The sequence below is a fragment of the Sphingobium sp. TomTYG74 genome (genome assembly GCF_055393875.1).
The window spans coordinates 2,078,454-2,103,449 of the sequence record NZ_AP027341.1 but is presented as its reverse complement, the minus strand read 5'-3'; the positions used below and the strand labels follow the sequence as shown (position 1 = coordinate 2,103,449).

Sequence of the window (24,996 nt, the reverse complement as noted above, 5' to 3'; positions counted from 1 at the left end):
GCGGGCTTACCCGGCCTTTTGAACTTGCGGCCGCACCTTCTGCCCGGGCCGCAGAAAGGCGCCTGCCGATGCGACAATGCGTTCGCCGCCATTCAGGCCGCGCGTAACCGCAACGCCCTTCGGGGAGACCTGTCCGACCTCGACACCGCGCCGTTCGGTCTCGTCCCGCGCGTTGACGATGTAGACAAATTGTCCCTTGGCATCGGTCTGCACCGCAGATTCCGGCAGCAGCGGGGCCGTTGCCGTGCCGCTGACGATGCGGGCGGCGGCAAATCCGCCGGGGCGGATCGCCTTGTTATAGGGTATGGAGATGCGCGCGATGCCCTGCCGCGTCTGTGGATCGACGACGGGTGAAACCTGCCAAATGCGTCCGGTGAATTCCGTCTGGCCACCGACAGGGGTCACCGTCGCGCTGTTGCCCGGCCGCAACGTGGCGAGATCGCTCTCGCTCAGTTGGGCCAGAAGTTCCATCTCGCCATCCTTGGCCATGCGGAAAAGCACGCCGCTGCCCGAGCCGACAATCTGACCCGGTTCGACATCGCGGGTCAGGATCAGCCCGGATGCAGGGGCGCGAATATCAAGCCGTCCCGTCCGGGCGCGCTGTTCGGCTAATTGTGCGACCGCGACATTCACGCGGGCGTTGGCGGCATCACGCGTTGCGGTGCGCTGATCGATATCGGCCCGGCTGATGAAGCCGCGCTTCACAAGGGCCTGGGCACGGTCGAGTTGCGCCTGCGCCAGCTTCGCATCGGCGCGATTTACCTCTACCTGCGCGGCAAGCGAGCGAATCTGCTCGGTCTGGACCGACCGCTCAATCACCGCAAGCACCTGCCCGACCCGAACCCAATCACCCGGTTGCACCAGTACGCGCGTAACCTGCCCGCCTTCGCCGACGACTCCGACAGGCATTTCCACACGCGCGGCCAGTGATCCCGTGCCGCTGACGGTGCGGGGCACGACGGACTGGCCCGGCACCAGGACGGTGACGACCGGCGCCTCTTCCGCAGGGGCCGCCCCGCCTCCGCTCTTGCCATGCATGCTGATCCAGGCTGCAACGGCAATCAGGATGATCGCAATGACCGCGCCAATCGTCAGCGCCCGCCGCCTTGAAGGGCGCGGTTCTTCGCCAAAGACGCGCGCCGGAACATCTCCGGCCACCTGAGTTTCGTAATTCATCCTGATTCCATCATTCGGCCGACGGGCCGACCGGCACTGTGTTATATAAATACATCACCCGGCTCAACCCTCAATACACTTTGCGCATCGGCGGAGCAACGCGGGCGAGCCGCCTTTGCTTGCCAAATTCATGCGCCTGTGGCGCTATGCGGCATGAAGTGGATGGGAGGCTAGGATGGAATTACTAGGTTGGATCATCGTCGGCCTGTTCGCAGGAGCGATTGCCCGGTTCGTGATGCCGGGCAGAAATCCCGGTGGATGCGTGGTTACGATCCTGTTGGGAATAGCTGGGGCGTTATTCTCCGCTTATGTCGGTCGATTATTGGGTGTCTATGAAGCGGATGAACAGGCGAGCTTCCTTGCGGCCGTATTGGGTTCGATAGCCGTTCTGGCCATCTATCGCTGGTTTGCGGGGCGCGGTTGAACGGCCAAAAGGGCCGCGTCGAAACGCAGCCCTTCATACCCGCCAGCATACCTTCCGGGGTGGTTAACGCATTGATCCGCGACGGACCAAGTTGACGATGGCAAGCAGCACGATCGCACCCACAAGGGACACGAGGAAGCTGTACAGCGTCAGACCATCATTGATCGAACCGCCACTGAAGATCAGGCCGCCGATAAAGGCGCCGACTATGCCCACCACGATGTTTAGAAGGATGCCCTGCTGCGCATCGGTGCGCATGACCATGCTGGCAAGCCAGCCGATGATACCGCCGACAACAAGCCACAAAATGATACCCATTTCACACTCTCCTTGGACCACCGCCCCCAGCGGGTTGGCTGATGTATTTAACGGCGAAGTCGGCTTCGCGTTCCCTGGGAAATGTTTCTGGCTTGACAATGGCGGGTGAATCGGTGCGCGCGCCAAGCGAAAGGGCCGCCGGATTTGCATCCGGCGGCCCTTGATGTGCCTGCTCCCTCGCTATCCGGCTTTGAGCCGGAAAAAAGGATCAGTATTTCTGCTGCCGTTCGTAGAGCGACTTGTAATATTGGATCCGCGTAACACGCAGGCCATGCATGCCCGATCGATCGACAGCGCGCTGCCAGCCCGCAAATTCCTCAAGAGTCAGCGAATAGCGCGCGCAGGCTTCATCGACGGTCAACAAACCACCGTTGACGGCGGCGACCACCTCGGCCTTGCGACGGACGACCCAACGCGTCGTATTCGCGGGAGGCAAGCTCTCCAGAGTTAAGGGTTCCCCGAGCGGCCCGACGACCTGAGCAGGTCGGATTTTTTGATTTTCTATCATTCTCACCCTCAAAAAGCGGCACTGGCGTTGCCGAATTCAGCAGCGGCAACCGATATGCGCGTCAGCCCTGAAGATCAGCTAAAGCGCCACGGTAAACGCCCCCTTCATCATCCTTGTCCCACTCTTAAATGCTGTGCGATCAACGGGTTGAAGCTTCCCGTTGGGCGTGCGGCCTCGATCATGCCGCCCGGACGTGGCGCGAACACTTCGGCCAAATCCTGGATCCAGTCGCTCGTCTCATCCTGCCCCCGCAGGACCCCGGCCACCGCCCGCGCGGTCGGGCTGGCCGCCTGCTCCGCCGCCGAAGCGGCGCGCAGCAGCGGCCAGACCGGCGCATGCGGCCGACTGACGGGTCTGGCATTGGCGGGTTTGAGCCCGCCTGCCCGAAGGAAACCAAAATCCATGTGAAGGGAGGTAGCGAAAAAAGGATAAGGTCCGGTAAACTCGCGGGGGTGAAACGACGCTTTGCAGCGCCAGGCGTGGAATCCCGCTGGAATGCAGCGGCGCGGACGATTATATGCGCGGCCATGCAGCCCCAGTTCCAGTTGCCCGAACCGCTTGCAAAGCGGCGAATCGTTGTTGCCATGTCTGGCGGCGTCGATTCGAGCGTCGTCGCCGCCCTTGCCGCGCGTACGGGTGCCGAAACCATCGGCGTCACGCTACAGCTTTACGATCATGGCGCCGCTGTCGGCCGCACTGGCAGCTGCTGCGCGGGGCAGGATATACGCGACGCCCGCGCTGTCGCTGACCGTATCGGCATCGCCCATTATGTCTTCGATTATGAAAGCCGTTTCCGGGAATCTGTCATCGCCGACTTTGCCGACGAATATATGGCGGGGCGGACGCCCATCCCCTGCGTCAAATGTAACATGGGCGTGAAGTTCACCGACCTGTTCCAGATCGCGCGCGACCTGGGCGCCGATTGTCTGGCAACCGGCCATTATGTCCGCCGCGTCGAAGGAGCGCAGGGCGCCGAACTGCACCGGGCAGCGGACCCTGCGCGAGACCAGAGCTATTTCCTCTTTGCCACGACGCAGGCGCAGCTTGACTATCTGCGCTTTCCGCTGGGCGGCCTCCCCAAGCCGCAGGTGCGGGAAATTGCCGCAGAACTTGGCCTGTCGGTGGCGCTGAAGCCGGACAGCCAGGACATCTGCTTCGTGCCCGATGGCGATTATGCTGGCGTGGTTCGCAAGCTGCGCCCGGACGCTGATGAAGGTGGCGACATCGTCCATCTCGACGGCCGCATCATGGGCACGCACAAGGGGCTCATCCATTACACCGTAGGCCAGCGTAAAGGACTGGAGATCGGTGGACAGGCCGAACCGCTCTATGTCGTCCGTCTGGACGCCGATTCTCGGCGGGTGATCGTCGGCCCCAAAGCGGCGCTCGCGGTGTCAGCGGCTCGGCTGAGCGACATCAACTGGCTTGGCGGCGACTTCAGCGGGCCGCTGACCGCCAAGGTGCGGTCGATGGCAAAGCCTGTTCCGGCAAGGCTGGAGGGTGATCGCCTGATGTTTGACGCCCCGGAATATGGCGTGGCGCCGGGTCAGGCCGCCGTGCTCTACGCGGGCGACCGGGTGCTGGGCGGCGGCTGGATCGAGGCCACCGAGGCTGCGCTGGCGCAAGCTGCATGAATATTGTCCTTTGTGGCGCGCACGGCTAAGGCCCGCCGGTCATGACTCGCCCACTCACCCTCGCCATCCCCAAAGGCCGCATCCTTGATGAAGCGCTGCCGATGCTCGCGCGCGTCGGCATAGAGCCGGAGGCGGAATTTCATGACAAGAAGAGCCGGGCGCTCCGCTTCGCCACCAATCGCCCTGATATTTCGATCATCCGCGTGCGCGCTTTCGACGTCGCGACCTTCGTCGCCCATGGTGCGGCGCAGATCGGTATAGTCGGGTCGGACGTTGTCGATGAGTTCGACTATTCCGAACTCTACGCGCCGGTCGATCTCGATATAGGTCATTGCCGCCTGTCGGTCGCAGAACCGGTCGACCTTGCGGGCGAGGATGAGGCCGCGATGAGCCATGTGCGGGTTGCCACCAAATATCCTTACCTCACGCGTCGCTATTATGAGGCGCGCGGCATCCAGGCGGAATGCGTGAAGCTGAACGGCGCGATGGAACTCGCGCCCTCGCTCGGCCTGTCGCGCCGGATCGTCGATCTCGTGTCATCAGGCGCGACGCTCAAGGCAAACGGGCTGGTCGAAACCCATGTCATCATGCAGGTGTCGGCGCGGCTGGTCGTCAATCGCGCTGCCTACAAGATGCGCTCGGCCGAACTGGCGCCGCTGGTGGAAAGCTTCCGCAAGGCCGTGGGGAAGCGCGATGCCGCTTAGGCTCGACAGCCGCGACGCTGATTTCGCAGCCGCCTTCACCACTTTGGTCGATGCCCGGCGCGAAGCGGACGAAGATGTGTCGCGCGACGTCGCGGCAATCCTGAAGCGCGTCCGCGCCGAAGGCGACGCCGCGCTGGCCGATTACACCAGCCGGTTCGACCGACACGATCTGGAGGCAAGCGGCTGGGCGGTTACCCCCGCCGAGTGCCGCGCGGCGCTGGAAGGCATCACGCCTGAGTTGCGCGATGCGCTGGAACTCGCCGCCGCACGGATCACCGCCTATCACGAAAAGCAGCGGCCGCAGGACAGCGACGGCACCGACAGCGCTGGCGTGCGCCTTGGCGCGCGCTGGCGGGCAGTCGATGCGGCGGGGCTTTATGTACCCGGCGGACGCGCAGCCTATCCCAGTTCGCTGCTAATGAACGTCATCCCGGCCAAGGTTGCCGGCGTGTCGCGCATCGCGATGGTGACGCCCACGCCCAATGGCGTGATCAACCCGCTTGTCCTCGCCGCCGCCAGCATTGCCGGCATTGAGGAAATCTGGCGCGTCGGCGGCGCGCAGGCCGTGGCTGCGCTCGCCTATGGCACGGATCGGATCAAGCCGGTCGATGTCATCACAGGCCCCGGTAATGCCTGGGTCGCCGAAGCCAAGCGTCAGCTTTATGGCGTAGTCGGCATCGATATGGTCGCAGGGCCGTCGGAAATCGTCGTCGTCGCCGACGGTAAAAATGATCCGGACTGGATTGCCGCTGATCTGCTGAGCCAGTCGGAGCATGATCCGACCAGCCAGTCGATCCTTTTCACGGACGATGCCGTTTTTGCCGATACCGTGGCGTCGGCGGTCGAAAAGCGACTGCCAAACTTATCAACGCAGGCAGTCGCCACGACGAGCTGGGCGGCCAACGGCGCAATCATCCTGGTGCGTGATCTGGAAGAAGCGATGCCGCTGGTAAACCGTCTCGCGGCCGAGCATCTCGAACTGGCGGTGGATGATCCCGATGCCCTGTTCGCGCAGGTTCGCCATGCCGGATCGGTCTTTTTGGGCCGCATGACCCCCGAAGCCGTAGGCGATTACGTCGCAGGCCCCAACCATGTACTGCCTACGGGTCGCCGTGCACGTTTTTCCTCGGGGCTTTCGGTACTCGACTTCATGAAACGCACCAGCTTTCTCAGCCTTGATCAGGCTGCGATCGATGCGATCGGCCCGGCGGCGGTCGCGCTGGCGGAAGCGGAGGGGTTGCCTGCCCATGCCGCCTCGGTGGCGGTGCGGCTCAAATAACTTCCGTTCGCCCCAAGCTTGTCGAGGGGCAGTATTTTCTTCAAAAAGGGCAGGGCTTCGACAGGCCCAGCCCGCACGGCTATATGGAATCCCGATGACCGAACGCTCCAAATCCCGCTCCGCAGCCCGGCTTGCCGCTGTGCAGGCGCTGTACCAGCTGGACATGGAAGGGACGCCCCTCGCCACCCTGCTGCATGAATTTCATCAGCACCGGCTGGGCGCGACCATCGAAGACGTGACCTATGCCGATGCGGAAGAGAGCTTTTTCGACGATGTCGTGACCGGCGTGGACAAGCGGCGCGGCGAAATTGACGCCATGATCACCGCCCGCCTGTCCAAGGGCTGGAGCCTTGAGCGGCTCGACAAGCCGATGCGCCAGATCTTGCGGGCAGGTGCCTATGAACTGATCGCGCGCAAGGATGTACCGACCGGCACGGTCATCAGCGAATATGTCGATGTCGCTCATGCCTTTTACGACAAGCGCGAGGCGGGTTTCGTCAATGGCCTGCTGGACGGCGTGGCCAAGGATGTACGGAAATAGGCGCCTGTCCTGATGTCGCATCCCCTGTCGAACGGGTGACGGGCTTTTTGGAAAAGGGTTAGGTTAGGGCATGTCCGCTGAATCCCGTTTCCTGACCTTGCTGCGGTTGCTGGCGAACGATCCGGCAGCGCGCGGCCTTCAGGACGATGTGGCGGTGCTGGATGTGGGCGGCGCGCGCCTGATCCTCACCAGCGACACGATGGTGGAGGGGGTGCATTATCTCCCCGGCGATCCCCCTGCGGACATCGGCTGGAAACTTGCCGCCGTGAACCTCTCCGACCTGGCCGCCAAGGGCGCGCGGCCTGTGGGTTGCCTGCTCAATTACGCGCTGTCGGGCGACGATGGCTGGGACGCGGCGTTTCTTGAGGGGCTGGGCGAGGCGCTCAGCCGTCATGCCATGCCGCTATTGGGCGGCGACACGGTGCAGATGCCGCAGGGCAGTCCGCGCAGCTACAGCCTGACGGCGATTGGCGAGGCAAGCGGCCCCGTGCCCGCCCGTAGCGGCGCGCGGGCGGGTGATCGTCTCTATCTGACAGGTCCCGTTGGCGATGCCGGAGCGGGGCTTGAACTGCTCCGCGCGAACGCCGCAGCATCCGGGCCGCTGGTGGAGGCTTATCGCCGCCCCCGGCCCCGGCTCACCGAGGGCGCGCTGCTTGCGGGCGAAGTCCATGCGATGATGGATGTATCTGACGGCTTGCTGATCGATGCCGCCCGCATGGCGCAGGCTAGCGGATTGGCTGTCACCATCGATCATGTTCCGCTTTCCCCGGCGCTGGAGGCAGTGAGCGGCGGCAGCACCGCCGCTCAGGTCGCAGCGGCGCGGGCAGGCGATGACTATGAACTGCTGTTCGCACTGCCGCCCACGACAAAGCCGCCAGTACGAGCCATTCCGGTGGGTCGTTTTTCACCGGGATCGGGGCTGAAGCTGATCATTGACGGCGCAGAGATGCCGTTGCCCGCCCGGCTTGGCTGGGAACATGGCTGAACCGGGACCCGCCAAGACCCTGATTCGGATGCGTTTCGTAACGGCTTGACGCCACCCGTCCTGTCTGTAGCTTCCGTCCATCCTTTTCTCAGCCCGGTTGGACGCCCATGACGCGCGTAACCTTGATGCTGATTGATGCGGTGCCTGATGCCGGATGCGTGAATTCCGGCCGCCCGCGCTTATGCCTTTCGCCCGCCCGTTTTTCCCTGCGGAGCGGCCGATGACAGCAAAAACAGGGGGAGAGGAACATCCATGCAGATTGTCTATATCGCCATAGGGTGCGGGCTATTAGCCCTGCTCTACGGCCTGATAACCAGTCGTCAGGTACTGGCGGCCTCCGCCGGCAATGAAACCATGCAAACGATCGCGGGGGCGATCCAGGAAGGGGCAAAGGCCTATCTCAGCCGCCAATATATGACCATCGGCATGGTCGGGGTTGTGGTTGCGGCGATCGTCTTCTTCTTCCTGGGCGCGACATCGGCAATCGGTTTTCTGATTGGCGCCATCCTGTCCGGCGCGGCAGGCTTCATCGGCATGAACATTTCCGTGCGCGCCAATGTCCGCACCGCCGAAGCGGCCCGCACTACGTTGCAGAGCGGCCTGACCGTCGCTTTCCGCGCTGGCGCGATCACCGGCATGCTGGTGGCGGGCTTGGCGCTGCTCGCGATCAGCGTCTTCTTCTGGTTTCTGACCGGACCCGCAGGGCATGCGCCTGATGACCGTCTGGTGATCGATTCTCTGGTCGCACTGGCTTTCGGCGCCAGCCTCATCTCGATCTTCGCGCGTCTGGGCGGTGGCATCTTTACCAAGGCGGCGGATGTGGGTGCCGACCTCGTGGGCAAGGTGGAAGCGGGCATTCCGGAGGATGACCCACGCAATCCCGCCGTCATCGCCGACAATGTGGGCGACAATGTGGGCGACTGCGCCGGTATGGCGGCCGACCTGTTCGAAACCTACGTCGTCACCGTTGGTGCGACCATGGTGCTGACGGCGCTGCTGGTGAGCGGGGTCGACAATGCCTTCCTGCAACGGCTGATGGCATTGCCTCTGATCGTCGGCGGTGTGTGCATCATCACGTCGATCATAGGCACCTATATGGTGCGCCTTGGCTCCAATCAGTCGATCATGGGGGCGCTCTACAAAGGCTTTTGGACAACTGCGATCCTGTCGATCCCGGCGCTGTATTTCGTTACGCAATTCACGCTGGGTGACCTCAACGTGCGCTTTGGCACCGACCTTGACGGCGCGGGCGGTTACACCGGCATGGCGCTGTTCTGGTCGATGATGGTGGGCCTTGCCGTTACCGGCCTGATCGTCTGGATCACCGAATATTATACCGGCACCAACTACCGTCCGGTTCGCAGCATCGCTCGCGCGTCCGAAACCGGTCATGGCACCAACGTGATCCAGGGGCTGGCCGTCAGTCTGGAAGCAACCGCGCTGCCGACGCTGGTGATCGTCGCCGGTATCATCGTCGCGCATCAGCTGGCGGGCCTGATCGGCATTGCCTTTGCGGCTACCGCGATGCTGGCGCTGGCGGGCATGGTCGTGGCGCTCGATGCCTATGGCCCCGTCACCGACAATGCGGGCGGCATCGCGGAGATGGCGCATCTCGACGACAGCGTGCGGGGCAAGACCGATGCGCTGGACGCCGTGGGCAATACGACCAAGGCGGTGACGAAAGGCTATGCCATCGGATCGGCGGGCCTCGCCGCGCTGGTCCTGTTCGGCGCTTATACCGAGGATCTGAAATTCTATAACTCGGCGCTGGGCTTGACCGAGCCGGTCGATTTCAGCCTGTCCAACCCCTATGTCATCGTCGGCCTGCTGCTCGGCGCATTGCTGCCCTATCTGTTCGGCGCAATGGGCATGACGGCAGTGGGCCGCGCGGCGGGCGACGTGGTGAAGGACGTTCGCGACCAGTTCGCCACCAACAAGGGGATCATGGAAGGGACGTCACGGCCCGACTATGCCCGCACTGTCGACCTTGTCACCCGCGCGGCGATCAAGGAGATGATCATCCCCAGCCTGCTGCCGGTGCTGGCGCCGATCGTCGTCTATTTCGCAATCTCTGCCGTTGCCGGAACGCCCAATGGCTTTGCGGCGCTGGGTGCATTGCTTCTGGGCGTGATCGTGTCGGGCCTGTTTGTCGCCCTTTCCATGACATCGGGTGGCGGCGCCTGGGACAATGCCAAGAAATATATCGAAGATGGCAACCATGGCGGCAAAGGCTCTGAGGCGCACAAGGCTGCGGTGACCGGCGATACCGTGGGTGATCCTTACAAGGACACCGCGGGGCCTGCGGTCAACCCGATGATCAAGATTACGAATATCGTCGCCTTGCTCTTGCTCGCCGCTCTGGCGCACGGCGTCTGACCGCATTTCGCAACGAAAAGGATATGACCCCGCCCTATCATGGGGCGGGTCATTTTTTTTGTGCGGAAGGCGGATTTGACGGCTGCCGCTATCAGTCACGCTGTAGAAACAATCGTCATAAATGTTACATAAAAGAGAAATGACGTTGTCACATAAAGGTCATAGTCGCGCCCCGACGCCATGGGGCGGAGGGAGACTATGATGCGACCGATTTTGAAACTGGCACCTGCGCTGGTGGCTCTGGCCATTCCGGCCGTGGCGCATGCCACGGAGGATGACCAGCTCTGGACCGGCGTTAGCGCCACTGTGAAACTGAGCGACAAATGGCGCTTCTCGCAGGAGGTCATCGCCCGGTTCAGCGATGATCGCGACGGTCTGTACGAGGTCGAGATGAACTCGATGATCGGCTACAAGGTTAACAAGAAGGTGACGGTTTGGGCGGGTTATACCCATGATCCGAATTACAATGCGGGTGACTTCTCGGTGATGGAACATCGGGGCCGCCAGCAGGTGACGTTCGACAATATCGTGAAGATCGGCCCCGGTCAGCTTAGTGCCCGCCTGCGCCTTGAGGAGCGCTGGCGCGAAGGCGTCGATGGCACGGCCTGGCGCTTCCGCCCCTATGTCAAATATGTGCTGCCCTTCAAGGAAGGCGGCAAGACAGCGCTGGTGCTGAGCCATGAAAGCTTCATCGACCTCAACACTACCAATTTTCAGCGGGTCGAGGGCGAGGAGCGGATGCGTAACCTGATCGCCATCACGACCCCGATCGCGAAGAATGTGAATGCGGAAATCGGCTATCTGCATCAGCATGGCTTTCGTCCGAATGCCGACGATGCCAACGACAATGTGGCGTCGCTATCGCTGAGCTTTTCCTTCTGATTTTCGGCACGGGAGCGGGGGAGGTCGGTGCCTTTCCCCGCCCGGCGGATGAAGCGGCGGCGCTCCAGCTTGCCCCTCTACCCCTCGCGGGCCTATAGGGCGCGCCATGACCAGCGAACCCTTCCGATCGCAGCTCGCGGCTCTTGAAAAGCGCGGCCGCCTGCGCCGTCTGGTGCCGCGTGCCGGGCGCGACTTTGCCTCCAACGACTATCTGGGCCTGGCGTCCGATCCGTTGATCGGACAGGCAGTGGCGGACGCGGTGGCGCGGGGCGTACCCGTCGGATCGGGCGGGTCCCGCCTGCTGCGCGGCAATGCGCCCGAACATGAAGGACTGGAGGCGAAGGCGGCTGCCTTCTTCCGGACGCAGGCGGCGCTGTTCCTCGCCAATGGCTTTGCGGCCAACTGCGCCTTGTTTTCGACATTGCCGCAGCGCGGCGACCTGATCGTCGCGGACGAGCTGATCCACGCCAGCGTCCATGACGGCATCCGCCTGTCGAAGGCCGCCACCGTCTTTGCCCGGCATAATGACGTGCAGAGCTTCGCCGACCTGATCACCGCCTGGCGCCAGGAAGGCGGGAAGGGCCGCATCTGGATCGCGGTCGAGACGCTTTATTCGATGGACGGCGACACGGCGCCGCTCGCTGACCTTGCAAAACTGGCGGCGCAGCATGACGCGATGCTGATTCTGGACGAAGCGCATGGTACAGGCGTGTTCGGCCCCAGCGGCCGGGGTCTGTCCGCCGGGTTGGACGGGCTGCATAATGTCGTGACGCTTCACACCTGCGGCAAAGCCATGGGCGTGGAAGGCGCGCTGATTTGCGGGCCGCAGATCATCATCGACTATCTGATCAACCGAGCGCGTCCCTTCATCTTCTCGACAGCGCCCTCGCCGCTGATGGCGGTGGCGGCTTCGGCCGCGCTCGACCGGATCGAGCAGGCGGATGACCTGCGCGCGCGGCTGAAGACCCTGTGCGTCGATGCCGCCGAAGTCATCTGCGCGCCACTTGGCTTGCCCGCGCCGCGCACCCACATCGTCCCCGTGCTGCTGGGTGAAGACCGGCGCACCATGGCCGCCGCCGCCGCGCTTCAGGAGGCAGGCTTCGACGTGCGCGGCATCCGACCCCCGACGGTGCCGCCGGGCACCAGCCGCCTGCGCATCTCCCTGACATTGAATGTCGGCCGCGCCGATGTGGCGGCTCTTGGCGAGGAACTGCAAAGGGTGGTGGCATGACGCGCGTCGTCGTCACCGGGACCGATACGGACATCGGCAAGACGGTCTTCGCCGCAGGCCTCGCGGGAGCCCTTGGCGCTTATTATTGGAAGCCGATACAGGCGGGCGTCGATCCCGAAGGCGACAAGGAAACGGTCGCACGGCTTGGCAACATCCCCCAAACGCAAATTCTGCCGGAAGCCTACCGCCTCACGACGCCCGCTTCGCCCCATCTGGCGGCGCGGATCGATGGGGTTGAAGTGCGCCTCGACAAGCTCTCCCTACCGCAAGTGGATGGCCCGCTGGTCGTGGAAGGCGCAGGCGGCGTGCTGGTGCCCGTCAGCGAGACGCTGCTGATGGCCGATCTCTTCGCCCATTGGCAGCTGCCGGTCATCCTTTGCGCGCGCACGGGCCTCGGCACGATCAACCACAGTCTGCTCAGCATCGAAGCGCTGCGTAGCCGGGGCGTGCCGCTGGCGGGTATCGCCTTCATCGGCGATCCCCATGAGGAAAATGAGCGGATCATCCCACAGCTCGCCAAGGTGCCAAGCCTCGGCCGCCTCCCGCGCCTCGACCCGCTGGATGCCACCAGCCTTAAGGCTGCTTTCGCCGAGAATATCCGCCTGCCCTGAAGAGGGCCGCAGCCGCTTTTGAACGACTTTCGACAATTGCCATGGACTCGTCGCCCTGCGCCGGGTCAATTGCCATGATCGGATCAAGCAAGGGATGCTTCGATGAAAAATCTTCTGATGAGCGCCGCGATTGGCGCTCTGCTGCTCGCGACCAACGCCGCACAGGCGGACCAGGCACCACCTGCCAAGCCGACCTATGGCAGCTACGGCTTCGACAGCAAGGGCATGGACCCGGCCGTCAAGCCGGGGGATGACTTCTACCTTCACGCCAATGGCGGCTGGGCCAGGGCCACGCCGATCCCGGCCGACAAGTCCAATTATGGCGCGTTCAACGTGCTTGACGATCTGTCGCGCGAACGCACCCGGGGCATATTGGAGGAGGCAAGGAAAGACCCCGCCAGCCGTATCGGGATCGCCTATGCCAGCTATCTGGACGCCCCTACCGTCGAAGCGAAGGGCCTGACCCCCATCAAGCCCTGGCTCGCGAAGATCGCGGCGGTAAAGGACAAGGCCGGATACGCCCGGCTGGCGGCAGAGGCTGCGCGAGCCGGTATCGCCGGACCATTCACCTTTTATGTGGGACAGGATGACAAGGCGCCCGACACTTACATCCTGAACCTGCGCCAATCCGGCCTCGGCCTACCGGATCGTGACTTCTATCTGCAACCTGACGAGAAGATGGCGGCCGTCCGTACCGCTTATGCTGCGCATCTCGAACAGATGCTGGCACTGGCGGGCGCGAGCGACGCAAAGACGCGCGCCGCCGCCCTGATGGCGTTCGAAACGGAAGTGGCAAAGGTCCACTGGACCCAGGTCGATAGCCGGGACGCGGACAAGACCTACAACCGCATGACGCTCGCCGAATTGCAGAAAGCCGCGCCCGGCTTCGACTTCCCGGCCTATTTCGCCGCCAACCGTCTGAAACCGCAGGTGCTGATCGTCGCACAGCCGACGGCGATCGCGGGCGAAGCAGCACTGATCGCGCGAACCCCGATAGGCGTGTTGAAGGACGCCCTGTTGCTGCGCAGCCTCCACAGCTACGCCACTTACCTCCCCGATCGGATCGCCGACGCCGACTTCGCTTTCTACGGTACCACCCTGTCCGGCACGCCGCAGCGCGAAGATCGGTGGAAGCGCGCAGTCAGCTTCGTGAAAGGGGCGATGGGCGAGGAAGTCGGCAAAATCTATGTCGCCCGCTATTTCCCACCGGAAACCAAGGCGGCAATGGACCAACTCGTCAAAAATGTGATCGCCGCCATGGGCCGCCGCATCGATGGCCTCAGTTGGATGAGCGATGGCGCGAAGGCGAGGGCGCACAAGAAGCTCGCGGCCTTCACGCCAAAGATCGGCTATCCCGACAAATGGCGGGATTATAGCGGGCTTCCGATGACGGCGGGCGACCTGTTCGGCAACGCGCTGCGATCGAACCAATATGAATTCGACTATCAGATGGGGAAGCTAGGCAAGCCTATCTACCGATGGGAATGGCAGATGACGCCGATGGAGATCAACGCCTATGCGGACTTCTCCATGGTGGAGATCGTCTTCCCGGCGGCCATCCTCCAGCCGCCCTTCTTCGACCCCCATGCCGACCCGGCGGTGAACTATGGTGGCATCGGTGCGGTGATCGGCCATGAACTCAGTCATCATTTCGACGATCAAGGCGCCAAATATGATGAGACCGGCAAGCTCAATCAGTGGTGGAGCGACGCTGATGTCGCTGCCTTCAAGGCCCTGACCGGCAAGCTCGTGAAACAATATGACGCTTACGAACCTTTCCCCGGCGCGCATGTGAAGGGCGACTTTACCCTGGGCGAGAATATCGGCGATCTGGCAGGCGTCGCGGTGGCGCTCGACGCCTATCATGCGTCGCTCGGCGGCAAGCCCGCGCCGGTGATCGACGGCACTACCGGCGACCAGCGCTTCTTCCTCGGCTGGGCGCAAGTATGGCGGCGCAATTATCGCGAGCCCAACCTGCGGCAGCGGCTAGTCACCGACCCGCATTCGCCGTCACAATATCGGGCAGATACGGTGCGGAACTTTGATCAATGGTACGCCGCCTTCAACCCTGCGCCCGGCAGCAAGCTCTATCTCGCGCCTCAGGATCGGGTGAGAATCTGGTGAAAAGATGAGCATCAGTAACGATTCTGCCCTGCGATGAACCGTGATGATGCGAGGGATGAGCTGCGCCGCGTCCGACCGTCGTCCCTCAAATCTCACGTTTCGCCGGAACACTCTTTAAACCTCGTGCGCTCTTCCACAGCTTTGAGACATCAAATCGCAAGGAGAAGCATGTTGACGGGTTTTCGTTCATCACTGGTTTTGAAGACGGCAATGGCATCGGTCGCTCTGTTGGCAGCTGCCCCAGTTCTGGCTCAGGGCACAGCCGCCCCGGCTACGCCCGCGACGCCTGCCACTCCGGCGGCCCCTTCGGCTGCTGCGGGCAAATTTAGCGAAGCTGACATCAAGCTGTTTGCGGCTGCTGCGGTCGAAGTGACCAAGATCCAGTCCGACACCAGCATCGCTGACGCGGAAAAGCAGCCCAAGATGCTCGCCGCGTTGCAGGCATCGGGCATCGCGCCGGAAAAATTCAATGAGATCGGCCAGGCTGCCGCCGCCGACCCGGCGTTGCAGCAGCGTATCCAGGCCGCCGCTCCCACGGCACCGGCGACGCCGGCCGCCCCTGCCAAGTAAGCGGGAGGGGCATAATATAGGGGAGGGTGCTTGGCCTGACGCTTGGGCTATTCTAAGCGTCTCGCCATGACCTCCCCTATATGGCACCCCTTTACCCAGCACGGCCTCAACGAAGCCATCCCGCATGTCGTTCGTGCGGAAGGTGCCTTGTTGCACCTGGCAGACGGCGGCACGTTGATAGACGCCATCTCCAGCTGGTGGGTTACGACCCACGGCCATTGCCATCCCCGCATCGCCCAGGCGATCGCTCAGCAGGCCGGGCAGCTCGACCAGCTTATCTTCGCAAATTACACGCATGAGCCCGCTGAAGAGGTTGCGCGTGGCCTGATCGAGCTCGCCCCCCGTGCGGAAGGGCGCGACCCGCTCGCCCATGTCTTCTTTTCCGACAGCGGATCGACCTCCGTCGAAGTCGCGCTGAAAATGGCGCTCGGCTACTGGCACAATCGCGCGTTGGATGGTTTGTCCGCGCCCCGGCATCGCATCCTCGTTCTTGAACATGGCTATCATGGCGACACGATCGGCACGATGTCGGTCGGCGAGCGCGGCGTGTACAACGCCGCATGGACGCCTTTGCTGTTCGACGTCGGCACCATCCCCTTTCCCGCGCCGGGTGCGGAGCAACAGACGCTCGACGCGCTGGAAGCGGCTTGCAAGGAGCATCCGGCGGCGTTCATCGTCGAACCTTTGGTCTTGGGTGCTGGCGGAATGCTGATCTACCCGCCAGTCATTTTGCGGCAGATGGCGGAAATCTGCGCGCGGCACGACGTCCTGTTCATCGCTGACGAAGTGATGACCGGCTGGGGTCGCACCGGCACAGTCTTCGCTTGCGAGCAGGCGGGCGTCGTGCCGGACATCATGGCTGTTGCAAAGGGTATTACCGGCGGCTCCGTCCCGCTCGCGGCGACGCTCGCCACGGCGCGCATATTCGACGCGCACAAGTCGCAGGACCGGGCGCGGCTTTTCTACCATTCGTCCAGCTACACAGCGAATGCCATCTCCTGCGCGGCCGCTGCCGCGAACCTTGCCATCTGGCGCGAAGAGGATGTGCTCGGCCGCATCGCCGCGCTCGAACAGAATATGGCGGAGCGACTCGGAAAACTGGCGCTTCATCCCGCCTTCGAAAATGCCCGGCAGCTTGGCACGATCGTGGCGATTGACCTGATCGCGCCGGACGCAGGTTATCTGTCCGACCTTGCGCCGCGCCTGCGCGCCTTCTTCCTTGATCGGGGCATTTTGCTGCGTCCTTTGGGCAACAGCATCTACCTGATGCCGCCCTTTTGTACGGATGTGGATCAGCTTGATCACATCTTTGCGGTCTTGTCTGACGCGGGCGATATATTTGGCGTGTCAGCCTGACTTTCATTTTCCGCATTTTGCCGCTATGGCGGCGCGATTTTTGGTTTCCCCAGGATATTATGGCAAAAGAAGAACTGCTTGAAATGCGCGGACAGGTTGTGGAGCTTCTCCCCAACGCCATGTTCCGCGTCCGGCTTGAAAATGATCACGAGATCCTTGGCCACACGGCTGGCAAGATGCGGAAAAACCGCATTCGCGTGCTGGTGGGCGATGAAGTGCTGGTCGAATTGACCCCCTACGACCTGACCAAGGGTCGGATCACTTACCGCTTCAAATAAGCCGCTTAACGCATGCGGCTCATCCTTGCTTCGGCTTCTCCCAGACGGTGTGAACTTCTGGGTCAGATCGGCGTGCGTCCCGACGCTGTGGATCCCGCCGATCTTGATGAAACCCCTTTGAAAGGCGAATTGCCAGCCGCCTATGCCGCCCGAGTGGCCGCTGAAAAGGCTGCGTTGGTGGCTGCCCGTCATCCCGGCGCGCTGGTGCTGTCAGGTGATACCGTGGTTGCAGCAGGCCGCCGCATCCTGCCCAAGGCAGAGACGGCGGACGAGGCGCGCGCCTGTCTCTCCCTGCTCTCCGGCCGCCGCCACCGCGTACTGAGCGCCATCACGCTCATCGATGGCGAAGGCAGGGCAAGGCACCGCCTTTCCACCAACATCGTCACCTTCAAACGCTTGGAGAAGGCCGAAATCGAGGCCTATATCGCCAGCGAAGAATGGCACGGCAAGGCAGGCGGCTATGCGATTCAGGGCCGTGCCGCCGGGCTGATCCGCGCGATACAAGGCAGCCATAGCGCGATCATGGGCCTGCCCCTTTACGAAACCCGCGCGCTGCTGAAGGCAGCGGGCTACCCATTGGACTAGAGGGATGGCAAGGGAAATGGCACACTTTCCGGCTCGGCAATCCCGACCAACAGGAACATATTGATGGCCGAATGGCTCTATGAAGAAGGGATTGGCGAGGCCCGCGCCGCGCTGATCGAAAAGGGCCGGTTGGTCGAGGCACAGATCGAGCGTGAGGGCGATGGTGCCCGAGCCGGTGCGGTCATGCAGGGCAAGCTCGTCCGGACCATCATCCCCAAAAAGCGCGGTATCGCCCGCCTGATCTCGGGCGAGGAAGTGCTGGTCGAACCCATCCCACCCAAGACCGCAGAGGGCGCGACCGTCCTCCTCGAAATCCTGCGCGAAGCCATCCCGGAGGAAGGCCGCCCGAAGCTCGCCAAGGCCCGCATCGCCCAGCCGGGCTCCAAGGTGCATCCTGCCCCCAGCCTCCTCCAGCGCCTCCGCACAACGGGCATTCCCGTCGTCCCATGCCCCGCGCATGAGGAAGATCGCTTTGAAGCCCATGGCTGGAGCGAACTGATGGAAGAGGCGATGTCCGGTGACATCGGCACAGAGGAAGCGGCGCTCCGCATCTTCCCGACGCCCGCGATGATCCTGATCGACGTAGACGGATCGCTGCCGCCCGCGAAGCTCGGCCCCAAGGGCGCGAAACTGGCGGCGCAGGCGATCCGTCGCATGGGGCTGACCGGATCGATCGGCGTCGATCTGCCCACCATGAACAACAAGGATGAGCGCGCTGTCGCTTCCGCGCAAATCGACAAATATCTACCGCTTCCTTTCGAACGAACGGCGGTGAACGGCTTCGGCTTCGTGCAGGTTATCCGCCGCCGCGAGCGGATGAACCTCATGGAGTTATTGCGGGCTGATCCGATCGAAACGGCGGCTCTCGCCTTGCTCCGCCGTGCCGAACGGGAAGGCAATGGCGGGCCGGTCACGATCACCGCCGCGCCCCCCATCATCGACCGCCTGTACAAGGCGGCCGACTGGCTGGAGCAGCTCGCCCGCCGTCGTGGCGGCGTCGTCAGCTTGAAGGCGGACCCGGCCCTTGCCATATCGGCGGGCCATGTCGCCTAAATCATCCTCCTGCCCGATCTGCGGCCAGCCAGCCCATCCCGACACGCGGCCCTTCTGCGGAAAGGCCTGCCGTGACCGTGACCTGCTGCAATGGCTGGGCGAAGGCTATCGCGTCCCCGGAACCCCCGCCGCCGACGAGATGAAAAAAAGCGACGATGATGGGGTGGACAACCCCCCGGATTGATGCCTATAGGCACGCCTCTCAACGCCGCCGGTGGTCCTCCCCGGCGCCCGTGCCCGGGTAGCTCAGTTGGTAGAGCATGCGACTGAAAATCGCAGTGTCGGCGGTTCGACTCCGTCCCCGGGCACCACTAACTCTCTGAAAAATAAAGATTTTTCTGCTGCTGAGAGAGTGGCGCGTTCTTCCCTGTGTAATTGGATCAGATTGGCAGTGCTATACGCTGTTCAAGGTTGTCCAGGGCGGTATCATTATGCTCGCCCTTCGTATGGTCATCACCCTAGCTGATTTGCTGACACTGTTCGGGAACAAAGGCGAACTCCTTTTTGACGTCAAAGCCTCGCGCAAAATGAGCATAATTAGCAAAATTCAATTTTGTCGTTGGCTTAGTCACATGCTGATCCGATACTTGCCAACTTAGCCGCACCGCAATCAGGCTGCGTCAATCAGGTTCAATTGACCGAATGACAGGAAGTAGGCTCGCATTGTCTCGCGCAACAATAGGACTATCTCTGAAGGCACGCGGCAAGAAGCCAATGTCGGGCCTTCATTCGCTCTTCATGGAGCAAATCAATGCTGCACCTAGGCTCTATTTGATCAAGCGCATCGAACAGTTGATCGTTGAAAAGACCCCCAAGGCTCCGAAGCCTTTTGTCAGGGAATATGCGAAACATATCGCTACGACGCCTGCCGAGCCGTTTGAATGGGCCGACGAACGTGAAGAGGGTACCGACATTGAGCTTACACTGTCGGCTGAAGAGATCATTCCCCTTATCGAAGAGGCCCAGAAATTCATAGAAAACGAACTGCCTGCGATCCTTCCCAAGATTGTTAAGAGTTCAGCAAAGGTAATCCTCAAATCGCTCAAGGCGGATTGGTCGGCCCAGCGCGCTTACGATGAAGCGCGGATGATCCAATTTCGGGAAAATCTGCTGCTGCGCTGGCAAGATGCCTTCGATACGCTTCGAATGATTTACACCATCTCGCTGGAGGTCGGCGGCGAGATGGTGAAATCGCGCAGGCGGTCGCGGTCGAAAAAGAACAGAGTTTTGAATGATACGTTGATTCGACTGCATGCGCGCGCCTGCCAAGTGACGTTTGAGGTCATGACCCTAATGGAAAACGGCTTGGCCGATGGCGCTATGGCGCGTTGGAGAACGCTGCATGAAATTGTCGTAGTGGCAGAACTGCTGGTCAAGCATGGAGAGGAACTGGCAGTCAGGTATCGCGCGCACGAGTTTGTAGAGGCCAAGCGCGCAATGGACAGATTCGTCCTATTCCATGAACAGTTGGGGTACGCCCCGCCGTCAAAGCGGGACGTGGCCGAGACGGAAAAGGGCTACGAGGCCGCACTCAAGCTTTATGGCGACCGCTTCGGCTCTGAATATGGCTGGGCTGCTGAGCATCTCAAGATCAAGAAGCCGAGAATGGTCGATCTAGAAGCCGCAGCGGGACAAGCAGCGATGCAATCTTACTACCGCATGGCGAGCTATAATGTTCACGCCAGTTCAAAGGGTATAGCGTTTCGCCTTGGGTTGCTGGACAGCGAGGAGTCGCCCGTAATGCTCGCAGGTCCCAGCAACGCTGGTTTCGTAGAGCCTGCACGGAATACCGCTGCTGATCTTGTCCATATCACCTGTCTTTTGGCCCACGGAACAGCGCGATTCGACCGGATGGTCGAATGGCAAATTCTCATTCAGCTCCGAGACGAACTATTTCCGAAATTGGATAGGGCGCATCGAGACCTAGAGAAATCGCATAAGGCGCGGGTGAAATTTGAAGCTGAGCGGCGCAAGATGAGGGGGAAATGAGATAGCGACTCAGATGGCTGGTATCAGATTGGGCCTGTGCAACTGGCGCTACCGAATGACGAGCGTCGAAGAGCGCTTATAGTATGGTCGATCCGCTTAGAGGATAGGTAGGACATCGCTCGTCGCGTGGCGACATGGTGGCGACACAGACTGAGGGCGCAAATTCGCCTCGCCATAAGGCGACTATCCCGTTGATTCATGGAGCGGGCGAAGGGATTCGAACCCTCGACCCCAACCTTGGCAAGGTTGTGCTCTACCCCTGAGCTACGCCCGCTCTGGCGGCCGGAGGAAGTCCCTCTCGGCGGGTGAGGCGGGCAACTAGCAGCGGTTGGGGAGGTCGGCAAGGGAGAATTTGGCCTCGCCTCAAATTTATCCGGCTGGCGGACTTTCCTGCCCCGGAGGAAGGACTGCGCTTGGCTGCGGAAGGCGCGCGCCCTATCTGAGCGACGCCGCATCTTTTCTGACCATGGCGGATCATCCGGGAATATGCTTCGTATTGGCTACGGCAGGAGGAAGGACGATATGGCGCCAGACGATCTGACTCGCCGTGCCGTGCTGCAAGGCGGGGGCGCGGCGATGGCGGTTCCGGTCGTGGCCGACGCGAAAACCGGGGCGATGCGAGTGCCCGAATTTAACGAGGGAAGACACATGACGACCGTTGAGCTGACAGTGAACGGCCGTCAGGTGCATCTGCAACTCGATCCGCGCACGACATTGCTGGACGCCCTGCGTGAGCATCTGCACCTCACCGGGACCAAGAAGGGCTGCGACCATGGTCAGTGCGGCGCCTGCACGGTGATTGTCGAGGGCCAGCGGATCAATAGCTGCCTGACGCTGGCCGTCATGCATGAGGGCGAAACCGTAACGACGATCGAGGGGCTCGGCACGCCGGAAAAGCTCCATCCCATGCAGCGGGCCTTCATCACGCATGACGGATATCAATGCGGTTACTGCACGCCCGGACAAATCTGTTCCGCTGTCGCCGTGCTGGGCGAGATCAAGGCGGGTATCCCGAGCCACGTGACCGATGATCTGGAGCAGGTCGCCTTCTCGGACGCGGAATTGCGCGAGCGGATGAGCGGCAATATCTGCCGCTGCGCCGCCTATCCCAACATCATCGCCGCTATTCGTGATGTCGCCGGGGAGGAAAAGGCATGAGGCCCTTCACCTACAGCCGGGCCGCCAGCGTCGAAGATGCCGTGAAAGCCGCCGCGCGCACGCCGGACACGCGCTTCATCGCAGGGGGCACCAATTTGCTCGACCTCATGAAGTTGCAGATCGAAACGCCCGCGAATCTGATCGACGTCAACCATCTCGGCCTCGACCGGATCGAGCGGACGGCCGAGGGCGGCTTGCGGATCGGGGCAATGGTTCGCAACACGGCACTTGCGGCGGACAAAATGGTACGGCGCGACTATGCAGTGCTCAGCCGCGCGCTGCTTGCGGGGGCATCGGGCCAATTGCGCAACAAGGCAACGACCGCCGGAAACCTGCTTCAGCGCACCCGCTGCCCCTATTTTTACGACATCCGCATGCCCTGCAACAAGAGGAAGCCGGGCAGCGGATGCGGCGCGTTGAAGGGGATCAGCCGCAGTCTGGCGATCATCGGCACCAGCGACGCCTGCATCGCGCAGCATCCTTCCGACATGGCCGTGGCGATGCGCGTGCTGGATGCGACGGTGGATACAGTGGCCTCGGACGGGACGCGCCGTTCCATTCCCGTAGCTGATTTCCACCTGCTGCCGGGGGATACGCCGCATGTCGAACATGCGCTGCAACCGGGCGAACTCATAACGTCCGTAACGCTGCCCCGGCCGATTGGCGGCACCCATATCTATCGCAAGGTGCGGGATCGCCATTCCTACGCCTTTGCCCTTGTTTCCGTGGCGGCAGTGTTCGACGAGAATGGCGGCGCCCGCTTCGCCTTTGGCGGCATCGCGCCCAAGCCTTGGCGCATCCCGGCTGCTGATGCGGCGGCCAAGGCTGGCCCCGCTGCGGTCGCGGAAGCCGCGTTGGCAGGCGCCCGGCCCACTGATCAGAACGCGTTCAAGCAGCAGCTGACCGCCAGGACGCTAGCATCCCTCTTCCGCCAGAAGGAGGCGCGGCCATGAAGTTCGACAAGCCCGCCACGACAAATCCCATCGATCGCGGTCGCGTAGTCGGAGTTGCGCATGATCGCATCGACGGAGCGGCAAAGGTCACCGGCACCGCGCCCTATGCCTATGAACGGCATGATGCCGCGCCCCATGCCGCCTATGGCTGGATTGTCGGATCGGCAATCGCAAAGGGCAAGATCGACGCCATGGACCTGCGCGCTGCTCAAGCCGCACCGGGCGTTCTGGCCATCGTCACGCATCAAAATGCCGGGCCGCTGGCAAAGGGCGGGAAGAATACCGCTCACCTGCTGGGCGGACCCCTGATCGAACATTATGATCAGGCGGTGGCGTTGATCGTCGCTGACACGTTTGAAAATGCCCGCGACGCCGCCCGGCTGCTGCGCATCGACTACAGCCCGGAAACCGGCCGTTACGATCTCGCCGCCGAACGCCGGAATGCGATCGTGCCGGAAGAGGGGTTTGGCGGCCTTGCCGACACGCGCGCGGGGGATTTCGACGCGGGTTTCGCCAACGCGGCGGTAAAGATCGACCAGACCTACACGACGCCCGACCAAAGCCACGCAATGATGGAACCGCATGCGACCACGGCTGCATGGAATGGTGATCAGCTGACCTTGTGGACATCCAATCAGATGGTCGCCTGGACCGTCGAGGACATGGCGGTCACGCTGAAGATCCCGAAGGAAAACATTCGGGTCATCTCGCCCTACATCGGCGGTGGCTTCGGCGCAAAGCTGTTCCTGCGCGCCGACGCGCTGCTGGCGGCTCTGGGTGCACGGATGGTGGGTCGGCCGGTCAAGGTGGCCCTGGCCCGGCCGCAGGTGCCCAACAACACCACCCACCGCGCAGCGACCATTCAACGCATCCGCATCGGCGCGGACAAGGATGGCGTCATCGACGCGATCGCCCATGAAGTCTGGTCCGGCGATTTGCCCGGCGGTGGTCCGGAGGTCGCGGCGCAACAGACGCGGCTGCTTTATCGCGGTGCAAATCGGCTGACCGCGCATCGGCTGGCGGTACTGGACCTGCCCGAAGCCAATGCGATGCGCGCTCCGGGCGAAGCCGTGGGCCTGCTGGCGCTGGAAGTCGCCATGGATGAACTGGCCGAAGCCTGCGACATCGACCCGGTCGAGCTGCGCATCCGCAACGATGTGCAATATGATCCGGAAGCAGGACCGCAGCTCCCCTTTTCCAGCCGCAAGTTCGTCGAATGCCTGCGTCAGGGCGCGGAGCGGTTCGGATGGGAAAAGCGTCATCCGAAGCCCGGCCAGGTTCGGGACGGCCGCTGGCTGATCGGCATGGGCATGGCTGCCGCTTTCCGCAACAATCTCGTCGTGCCCTCCGGCGCACGCGTCGGCGTGGACCAGCGCGGCCAGGTCGTCGTGGAAACCGACATGACGGATATCGGCACCGGCACCTACACCATCCTCGCTCAGACGGCGGCGGAAATGCTGGGCGTGCCGATCGAAGCGGTTACGGTGCGTCTGGGCGACAGTCGCTTCCCTGCGTCGTCCGGATCAGGAGGCCAGTTCGGCGCAAACAGCTCCACCGCGGGCCTCTATGCCGCCTGCGTCGCCTTGCGGTCCAAGCTGGCCGCCAAGGCTGGCTTCCCGGCGGACGACGCCATTTTCGAAGACGGGCTTGTGCGTTTTGGCAATCAGTCGCACCCCATCGGCAGTCTCGCGGAAGAGGGCGGCCTGTGGGCGGAGGACCGGATCACATTCGGCAAACTGACCAGGAATTATGCGCAGGCGACCTTTGGCGCGCATTTCTGCGAAGTCGGGGTAGACGTCGACACGGCGGAAGTTCGGGTCAGGCGTATGGGCGGCGCATTCGCGGCTGGCCGCATCCTCAATCCGAAATCGGCCCGCAGCCAGGTCATCGGCGCCATGACAATGGGCGTGGGCGCCGCATTGATGGAGGCGTTGCATGTCGACACGCGCTTTGGCTTCTTCGTCAATCATGACATGGCGGAATATGTGGTCCCCGTGCATGCCGACATTCCCGATCAGGATGTGCTCTTCATTGATGAACTGGACGACAAATCGTCTCCGATGAAGGCCAAGGGCGTGGGCGAACTGGGCATCTGCGGTGCTGGCGCAGCGGTTGCCAATGCCATCTATAACGCCACGGGAATCCGCCTGCGCGACTATCCGCTCACCATCGACAAGCTGCTGGCCGGGCGGGCGGGGTCGGCGCTGGCCTGACGCGGCAGGCCGCGCGGCGTCGTTGTCAGGGGGAGGGCGCACCGCTAT

The 24,996-nt window shown here is 62.6% G+C and carries 25 protein-coding genes and 2 tRNA genes; 22 read left to right on the top strand and 5 right to left on the bottom strand.

All coding sequences use genetic code 11. The annotated features are described in order from the left end of the window. Positions 1 to 6: 6 nt before the first annotated feature. Positions 7 to 1,176 (bottom strand): efflux RND transporter periplasmic adaptor subunit, encoded by a 1,170-nt coding sequence (locus tag ACZ5TB_RS10650; RefSeq protein ID WP_464791208.1) that lies wholly within the window; start codon positions 1,174 to 1,176, stop codon positions 7 to 9. A gap of 175 nt (positions 1,177 to 1,351) precedes the next feature. Here ACZ5TB_RS10650 and ACZ5TB_RS10645 point away from each other — a divergent pair, with 175 nt between their 5' ends. Beyond that, entirely contained in the window at positions 1,352 to 1,600 is a 249-nt protein-coding gene (locus ACZ5TB_RS10645; protein WP_464791207.1) for a GlsB/YeaQ/YmgE family stress response membrane protein, read from the top strand. Between the two features lie 63 nt (positions 1,601 to 1,663). Here ACZ5TB_RS10645 and ACZ5TB_RS10640 read toward each other — a convergent pair whose 3' ends face one another. The 3 genes from ACZ5TB_RS10640 to ACZ5TB_RS10630 all read right to left on the bottom strand — a co-directional run bounded on the left by ACZ5TB_RS10640 (position 1,664) and on the right by ACZ5TB_RS10630 (position 2,830). After that, the gene (locus tag ACZ5TB_RS10640) at positions 1,664 to 1,918 is read right to left on the bottom strand and encodes a GlsB/YeaQ/YmgE family stress response membrane protein (RefSeq protein ID WP_167304188.1); all 255 of its coding nucleotides are present in this window, start codon (positions 1,916 to 1,918) and stop codon (positions 1,664 to 1,666) included. A 208-nt stretch (positions 1,919 to 2,126) separates the two neighbouring features. Then, complete coding sequence (gene sciP, locus ACZ5TB_RS10635) at positions 2,127 to 2,426, bottom strand: CtrA inhibitor SciP (protein ID WP_097092542.1); 300 nt, start codon at positions 2,424 to 2,426, stop codon at positions 2,127 to 2,129. Positions 2,427 to 2,533: 107 nt separating this feature from the next. After that, positions 2,534 to 2,830, bottom strand: a complete 297-nt coding sequence (locus ACZ5TB_RS10630; protein ID WP_196224785.1) for a hypothetical protein — start codon at positions 2,828 to 2,830, stop codon at positions 2,534 to 2,536. 123 nt (positions 2,831 to 2,953) lie between these two features. Between ACZ5TB_RS10630 and mnmA the strand changes: the two genes are divergently transcribed. The 18 genes from mnmA (at position 2,954) to ACZ5TB_RS10540 (ending at position 20,624) form a co-directional block, all read left to right on the top strand. Continuing rightward, positions 2,954 to 4,060 (top strand): tRNA 2-thiouridine(34) synthase MnmA, encoded by a 1,107-nt coding sequence (gene mnmA / locus ACZ5TB_RS10625; RefSeq protein ID WP_464791206.1) that lies wholly within the window; start codon positions 2,954 to 2,956, stop codon positions 4,058 to 4,060. A 41-nt stretch (positions 4,061 to 4,101) separates the two neighbouring features. Beyond that, positions 4,102 to 4,764 carry an ATP phosphoribosyltransferase gene (gene hisG, locus ACZ5TB_RS10620; protein ID WP_449474392.1) on the top strand — a complete coding sequence of 221 codons (663 nt, stop codon included), beginning with the start codon at positions 4,102 to 4,104 and terminating at the stop codon, positions 4,762 to 4,764. Next, on the top strand, positions 4,754 to 6,043 hold the full coding sequence (gene hisD / locus ACZ5TB_RS10615; protein ID WP_464791205.1) for a histidinol dehydrogenase: 1,290 nt from the start codon (positions 4,754 to 4,756) through the stop codon (positions 6,041 to 6,043). The genes hisG and hisD overlap by 11 nt, the downstream gene beginning before the upstream one ends. Before the next feature lie 94 nt (positions 6,044 to 6,137). Further along, on the top strand, positions 6,138 to 6,584 hold the full coding sequence (gene nusB / locus ACZ5TB_RS10610; protein WP_464778360.1) for a transcription antitermination factor NusB: 447 nt from the start codon (positions 6,138 to 6,140) through the stop codon (positions 6,582 to 6,584). 70 nt (positions 6,585 to 6,654) lie between these two features. Then, positions 6,655 to 7,569 (top strand): thiamine-phosphate kinase, encoded by a 915-nt coding sequence (gene thiL / locus ACZ5TB_RS10605; protein ID WP_464778359.1) that lies wholly within the window; start codon positions 6,655 to 6,657, stop codon positions 7,567 to 7,569. Between the two features lie 252 nt (positions 7,570 to 7,821). Next, on the top strand, positions 7,822 to 9,945 hold the full coding sequence (locus ACZ5TB_RS10600) for a sodium-translocating pyrophosphatase (RefSeq protein WP_464778358.1): 2,124 nt from the start codon (positions 7,822 to 7,824) through the stop codon (positions 9,943 to 9,945). A 201-nt stretch (positions 9,946 to 10,146) separates the two neighbouring features. Next, positions 10,147 to 10,827, top strand: coding sequence for a DUF2490 domain-containing protein (locus ACZ5TB_RS10595; RefSeq protein ID WP_464792536.1), 681 nt, complete (start codon positions 10,147 to 10,149; stop codon positions 10,825 to 10,827). A gap of 106 nt (positions 10,828 to 10,933) precedes the next feature. Continuing rightward, entirely contained in the window at positions 10,934 to 12,058 is a 1,125-nt protein-coding gene (locus ACZ5TB_RS10590; protein WP_464791204.1) for an 8-amino-7-oxononanoate synthase, read from the top strand. After that, positions 12,055 to 12,669, top strand: coding sequence for a dethiobiotin synthase (gene bioD / locus ACZ5TB_RS10585; RefSeq protein ID WP_464791203.1), 615 nt, complete (start codon positions 12,055 to 12,057; stop codon positions 12,667 to 12,669). The genes ACZ5TB_RS10590 and bioD overlap by 4 nt, the downstream gene beginning before the upstream one ends. A 102-nt stretch (positions 12,670 to 12,771) precedes the next feature. After that, positions 12,772 to 14,793 (top strand): M13 family metallopeptidase, encoded by a 2,022-nt coding sequence (locus tag ACZ5TB_RS10580; RefSeq protein WP_464791202.1) that lies wholly within the window; start codon positions 12,772 to 12,774, stop codon positions 14,791 to 14,793. Between the two features lie 210 nt (positions 14,794 to 15,003). Further along, positions 15,004 to 15,363 (top strand): DUF4168 domain-containing protein, encoded by a 360-nt coding sequence (locus ACZ5TB_RS10575; RefSeq protein WP_464791201.1) that lies wholly within the window; start codon positions 15,004 to 15,006, stop codon positions 15,361 to 15,363. A 66-nt stretch (positions 15,364 to 15,429) separates the two neighbouring features. Then, the gene (locus ACZ5TB_RS10570) at positions 15,430 to 16,719 is read left to right on the top strand and encodes an adenosylmethionine--8-amino-7-oxononanoate transaminase (RefSeq protein ID WP_464791200.1); all 1,290 of its coding nucleotides are present in this window, start codon (positions 15,430 to 15,432) and stop codon (positions 16,717 to 16,719) included. A gap of 59 nt (positions 16,720 to 16,778) precedes the next feature. Further along, positions 16,779 to 16,997: a translation initiation factor IF-1 gene (gene infA, locus ACZ5TB_RS10565; protein ID WP_003049127.1), complete on the top strand. Its 219-nt coding sequence runs from the start codon at positions 16,779 to 16,781 to the stop codon at positions 16,995 to 16,997. 12 nt (positions 16,998 to 17,009) lie between these two features. Further along, positions 17,010 to 17,582 (top strand): Maf family protein, encoded by a 573-nt coding sequence (locus ACZ5TB_RS10560; RefSeq protein ID WP_464791199.1) that lies wholly within the window; start codon positions 17,010 to 17,012, stop codon positions 17,580 to 17,582. A gap of 63 nt (positions 17,583 to 17,645) precedes the next feature. Continuing rightward, complete coding sequence (locus tag ACZ5TB_RS10555; protein ID WP_464791198.1) at positions 17,646 to 18,635, top strand: ribonuclease; 990 nt, start codon at positions 17,646 to 17,648, stop codon at positions 18,633 to 18,635. Then, positions 18,625 to 18,819 (top strand): DNA gyrase inhibitor YacG, encoded by a 195-nt coding sequence (locus ACZ5TB_RS10550; protein WP_464771456.1) that lies wholly within the window; start codon positions 18,625 to 18,627, stop codon positions 18,817 to 18,819. Before ACZ5TB_RS10555 ends, ACZ5TB_RS10550 begins: the two co-directional genes overlap by 11 nt. A 51-nt stretch (positions 18,820 to 18,870) precedes the next feature. Continuing rightward, positions 18,871 to 18,946: transfer RNA gene (locus ACZ5TB_RS10545), tRNA-Phe, on the top strand. Between the two features lie 403 nt (positions 18,947 to 19,349). Further along, a complete protein-coding gene (locus ACZ5TB_RS10540; RefSeq protein ID WP_464778350.1) occupies positions 19,350 to 20,624 on the top strand; it encodes a DUF5677 domain-containing protein in 1,275 nt (424 codons plus the stop codon). 199 nt (positions 20,625 to 20,823) lie between these two features. On the opposite strand, the gene ACZ5TB_RS10535 is transcribed toward ACZ5TB_RS10540, so the two are convergent. Beyond that, positions 20,824 to 20,898 (bottom strand) — tRNA-Gly (locus tag ACZ5TB_RS10535). 248 nt (positions 20,899 to 21,146) lie between these two features. Between ACZ5TB_RS10535 and paoA the strand changes: the two genes are divergently transcribed. The 3 genes from paoA to paoC are packed head-to-tail and all read left to right on the top strand — an operon-like array spanning position 21,147 to position 24,948. Further along, complete coding sequence (gene paoA, locus ACZ5TB_RS10530; protein WP_464778336.1) at positions 21,147 to 21,782, top strand: aldehyde dehydrogenase iron-sulfur subunit PaoA; 636 nt, start codon at positions 21,147 to 21,149, stop codon at positions 21,780 to 21,782. Beyond that, positions 21,779 to 22,735: an FAD binding domain-containing protein gene (locus ACZ5TB_RS10525; protein WP_464791197.1), complete on the top strand. Its 957-nt coding sequence runs from the start codon at positions 21,779 to 21,781 to the stop codon at positions 22,733 to 22,735. Before paoA ends, ACZ5TB_RS10525 begins: the two co-directional genes overlap by 4 nt. After that, positions 22,732 to 24,948 carry an aldehyde oxidoreductase molybdenum-binding subunit PaoC gene (gene paoC, locus ACZ5TB_RS10520; protein WP_464791196.1) on the top strand — a complete coding sequence of 739 codons (2,217 nt, stop codon included), beginning with the start codon at positions 22,732 to 22,734 and terminating at the stop codon, positions 24,946 to 24,948. The genes ACZ5TB_RS10525 and paoC overlap by 4 nt, the downstream gene beginning before the upstream one ends. Positions 24,949 to 24,996 lie beyond the last annotated feature (48 nt).

Bases quoted from the DNA above. Each gene is read 5' to 3' on its own strand.
- hisG (WP_449474392.1), top strand. From the start codon at position 4,102: ATGACTCGCCCACTCACCCTCGCCATCCCCAAAGGCCGCATCCTTGAT.
- ACZ5TB_RS10600 (WP_464778358.1), top strand. From the start codon at position 7,822: ATGCAGATTGTCTATATCGCCATAGGGTGCGGGCTATTAGCCCTGCTC.
- sciP (WP_097092542.1), bottom strand. From the start codon at position 2,426: ATGATAGAAAATCAAAAAATCCGACCTGCTCAGGTCGTCGGGCCGCTC.
- ACZ5TB_RS10630 (WP_196224785.1), bottom strand. From the start codon at position 2,830: ATGGATTTTGGTTTCCTTCGGGCAGGCGGGCTCAAACCCGCCAATGCC.
- mnmA (WP_464791206.1), top strand. From the start codon at position 2,954: ATGCAGCCCCAGTTCCAGTTGCCCGAACCGCTTGCAAAGCGGCGAATC.
- ACZ5TB_RS10645 (WP_464791207.1), top strand. From the start codon at position 1,352: ATGGAATTACTAGGTTGGATCATCGTCGGCCTGTTCGCAGGAGCGATT.
- ACZ5TB_RS10525 (WP_464791197.1), top strand. From the start codon at position 21,779: ATGAGGCCCTTCACCTACAGCCGGGCCGCCAGCGTCGAAGATGCCGTG.
- infA (WP_003049127.1), top strand. From the start codon at position 16,779: ATGGCAAAAGAAGAACTGCTTGAAATGCGCGGACAGGTTGTGGAGCTT.
- nusB (WP_464778360.1), top strand. From the start codon at position 6,138: ATGACCGAACGCTCCAAATCCCGCTCCGCAGCCCGGCTTGCCGCTGTG.
- ACZ5TB_RS10575 (WP_464791201.1), top strand. From the start codon at position 15,004: ATGGCATCGGTCGCTCTGTTGGCAGCTGCCCCAGTTCTGGCTCAGGGC.
- paoA (WP_464778336.1), top strand. From the start codon at position 21,147: ATGGCGCCAGACGATCTGACTCGCCGTGCCGTGCTGCAAGGCGGGGGC.
- ACZ5TB_RS10650 (WP_464791208.1), bottom strand. From the start codon at position 1,176: ATGAATTACGAAACTCAGGTGGCCGGAGATGTTCCGGCGCGCGTCTTT.
- bioD (WP_464791203.1), top strand. From the start codon at position 12,055: ATGACGCGCGTCGTCGTCACCGGGACCGATACGGACATCGGCAAGACG.
- hisD (WP_464791205.1), top strand. From the start codon at position 4,754: ATGCCGCTTAGGCTCGACAGCCGCGACGCTGATTTCGCAGCCGCCTTC.
- thiL (WP_464778359.1), top strand. From the start codon at position 6,655: ATGTCCGCTGAATCCCGTTTCCTGACCTTGCTGCGGTTGCTGGCGAAC.
- ACZ5TB_RS10560 (WP_464791199.1), top strand. From the start codon at position 17,010: ATGCGGCTCATCCTTGCTTCGGCTTCTCCCAGACGGTGTGAACTTCTG.
- ACZ5TB_RS10580 (WP_464791202.1), top strand. From the start codon at position 12,772: ATGAAAAATCTTCTGATGAGCGCCGCGATTGGCGCTCTGCTGCTCGCG.
- ACZ5TB_RS10640 (WP_167304188.1), bottom strand. From the start codon at position 1,918: ATGGGTATCATTTTGTGGCTTGTTGTCGGCGGTATCATCGGCTGGCTT.
- paoC (WP_464791196.1), top strand. From the start codon at position 22,732: ATGAAGTTCGACAAGCCCGCCACGACAAATCCCATCGATCGCGGTCGC.
- ACZ5TB_RS10550 (WP_464771456.1), top strand. From the start codon at position 18,625: ATGTCGCCTAAATCATCCTCCTGCCCGATCTGCGGCCAGCCAGCCCAT.
- ACZ5TB_RS10595 (WP_464792536.1), top strand. From the start codon at position 10,147: ATGCGACCGATTTTGAAACTGGCACCTGCGCTGGTGGCTCTGGCCATT.
- ACZ5TB_RS10555 (WP_464791198.1), top strand. From the start codon at position 17,646: ATGGCCGAATGGCTCTATGAAGAAGGGATTGGCGAGGCCCGCGCCGCG.
- ACZ5TB_RS10570 (WP_464791200.1), top strand. From the start codon at position 15,430: ATGACCTCCCCTATATGGCACCCCTTTACCCAGCACGGCCTCAACGAA.
- ACZ5TB_RS10540 (WP_464778350.1), top strand. From the start codon at position 19,350: ATGTCGGGCCTTCATTCGCTCTTCATGGAGCAAATCAATGCTGCACCT.
- ACZ5TB_RS10590 (WP_464791204.1), top strand. From the start codon at position 10,934: ATGACCAGCGAACCCTTCCGATCGCAGCTCGCGGCTCTTGAAAAGCGC.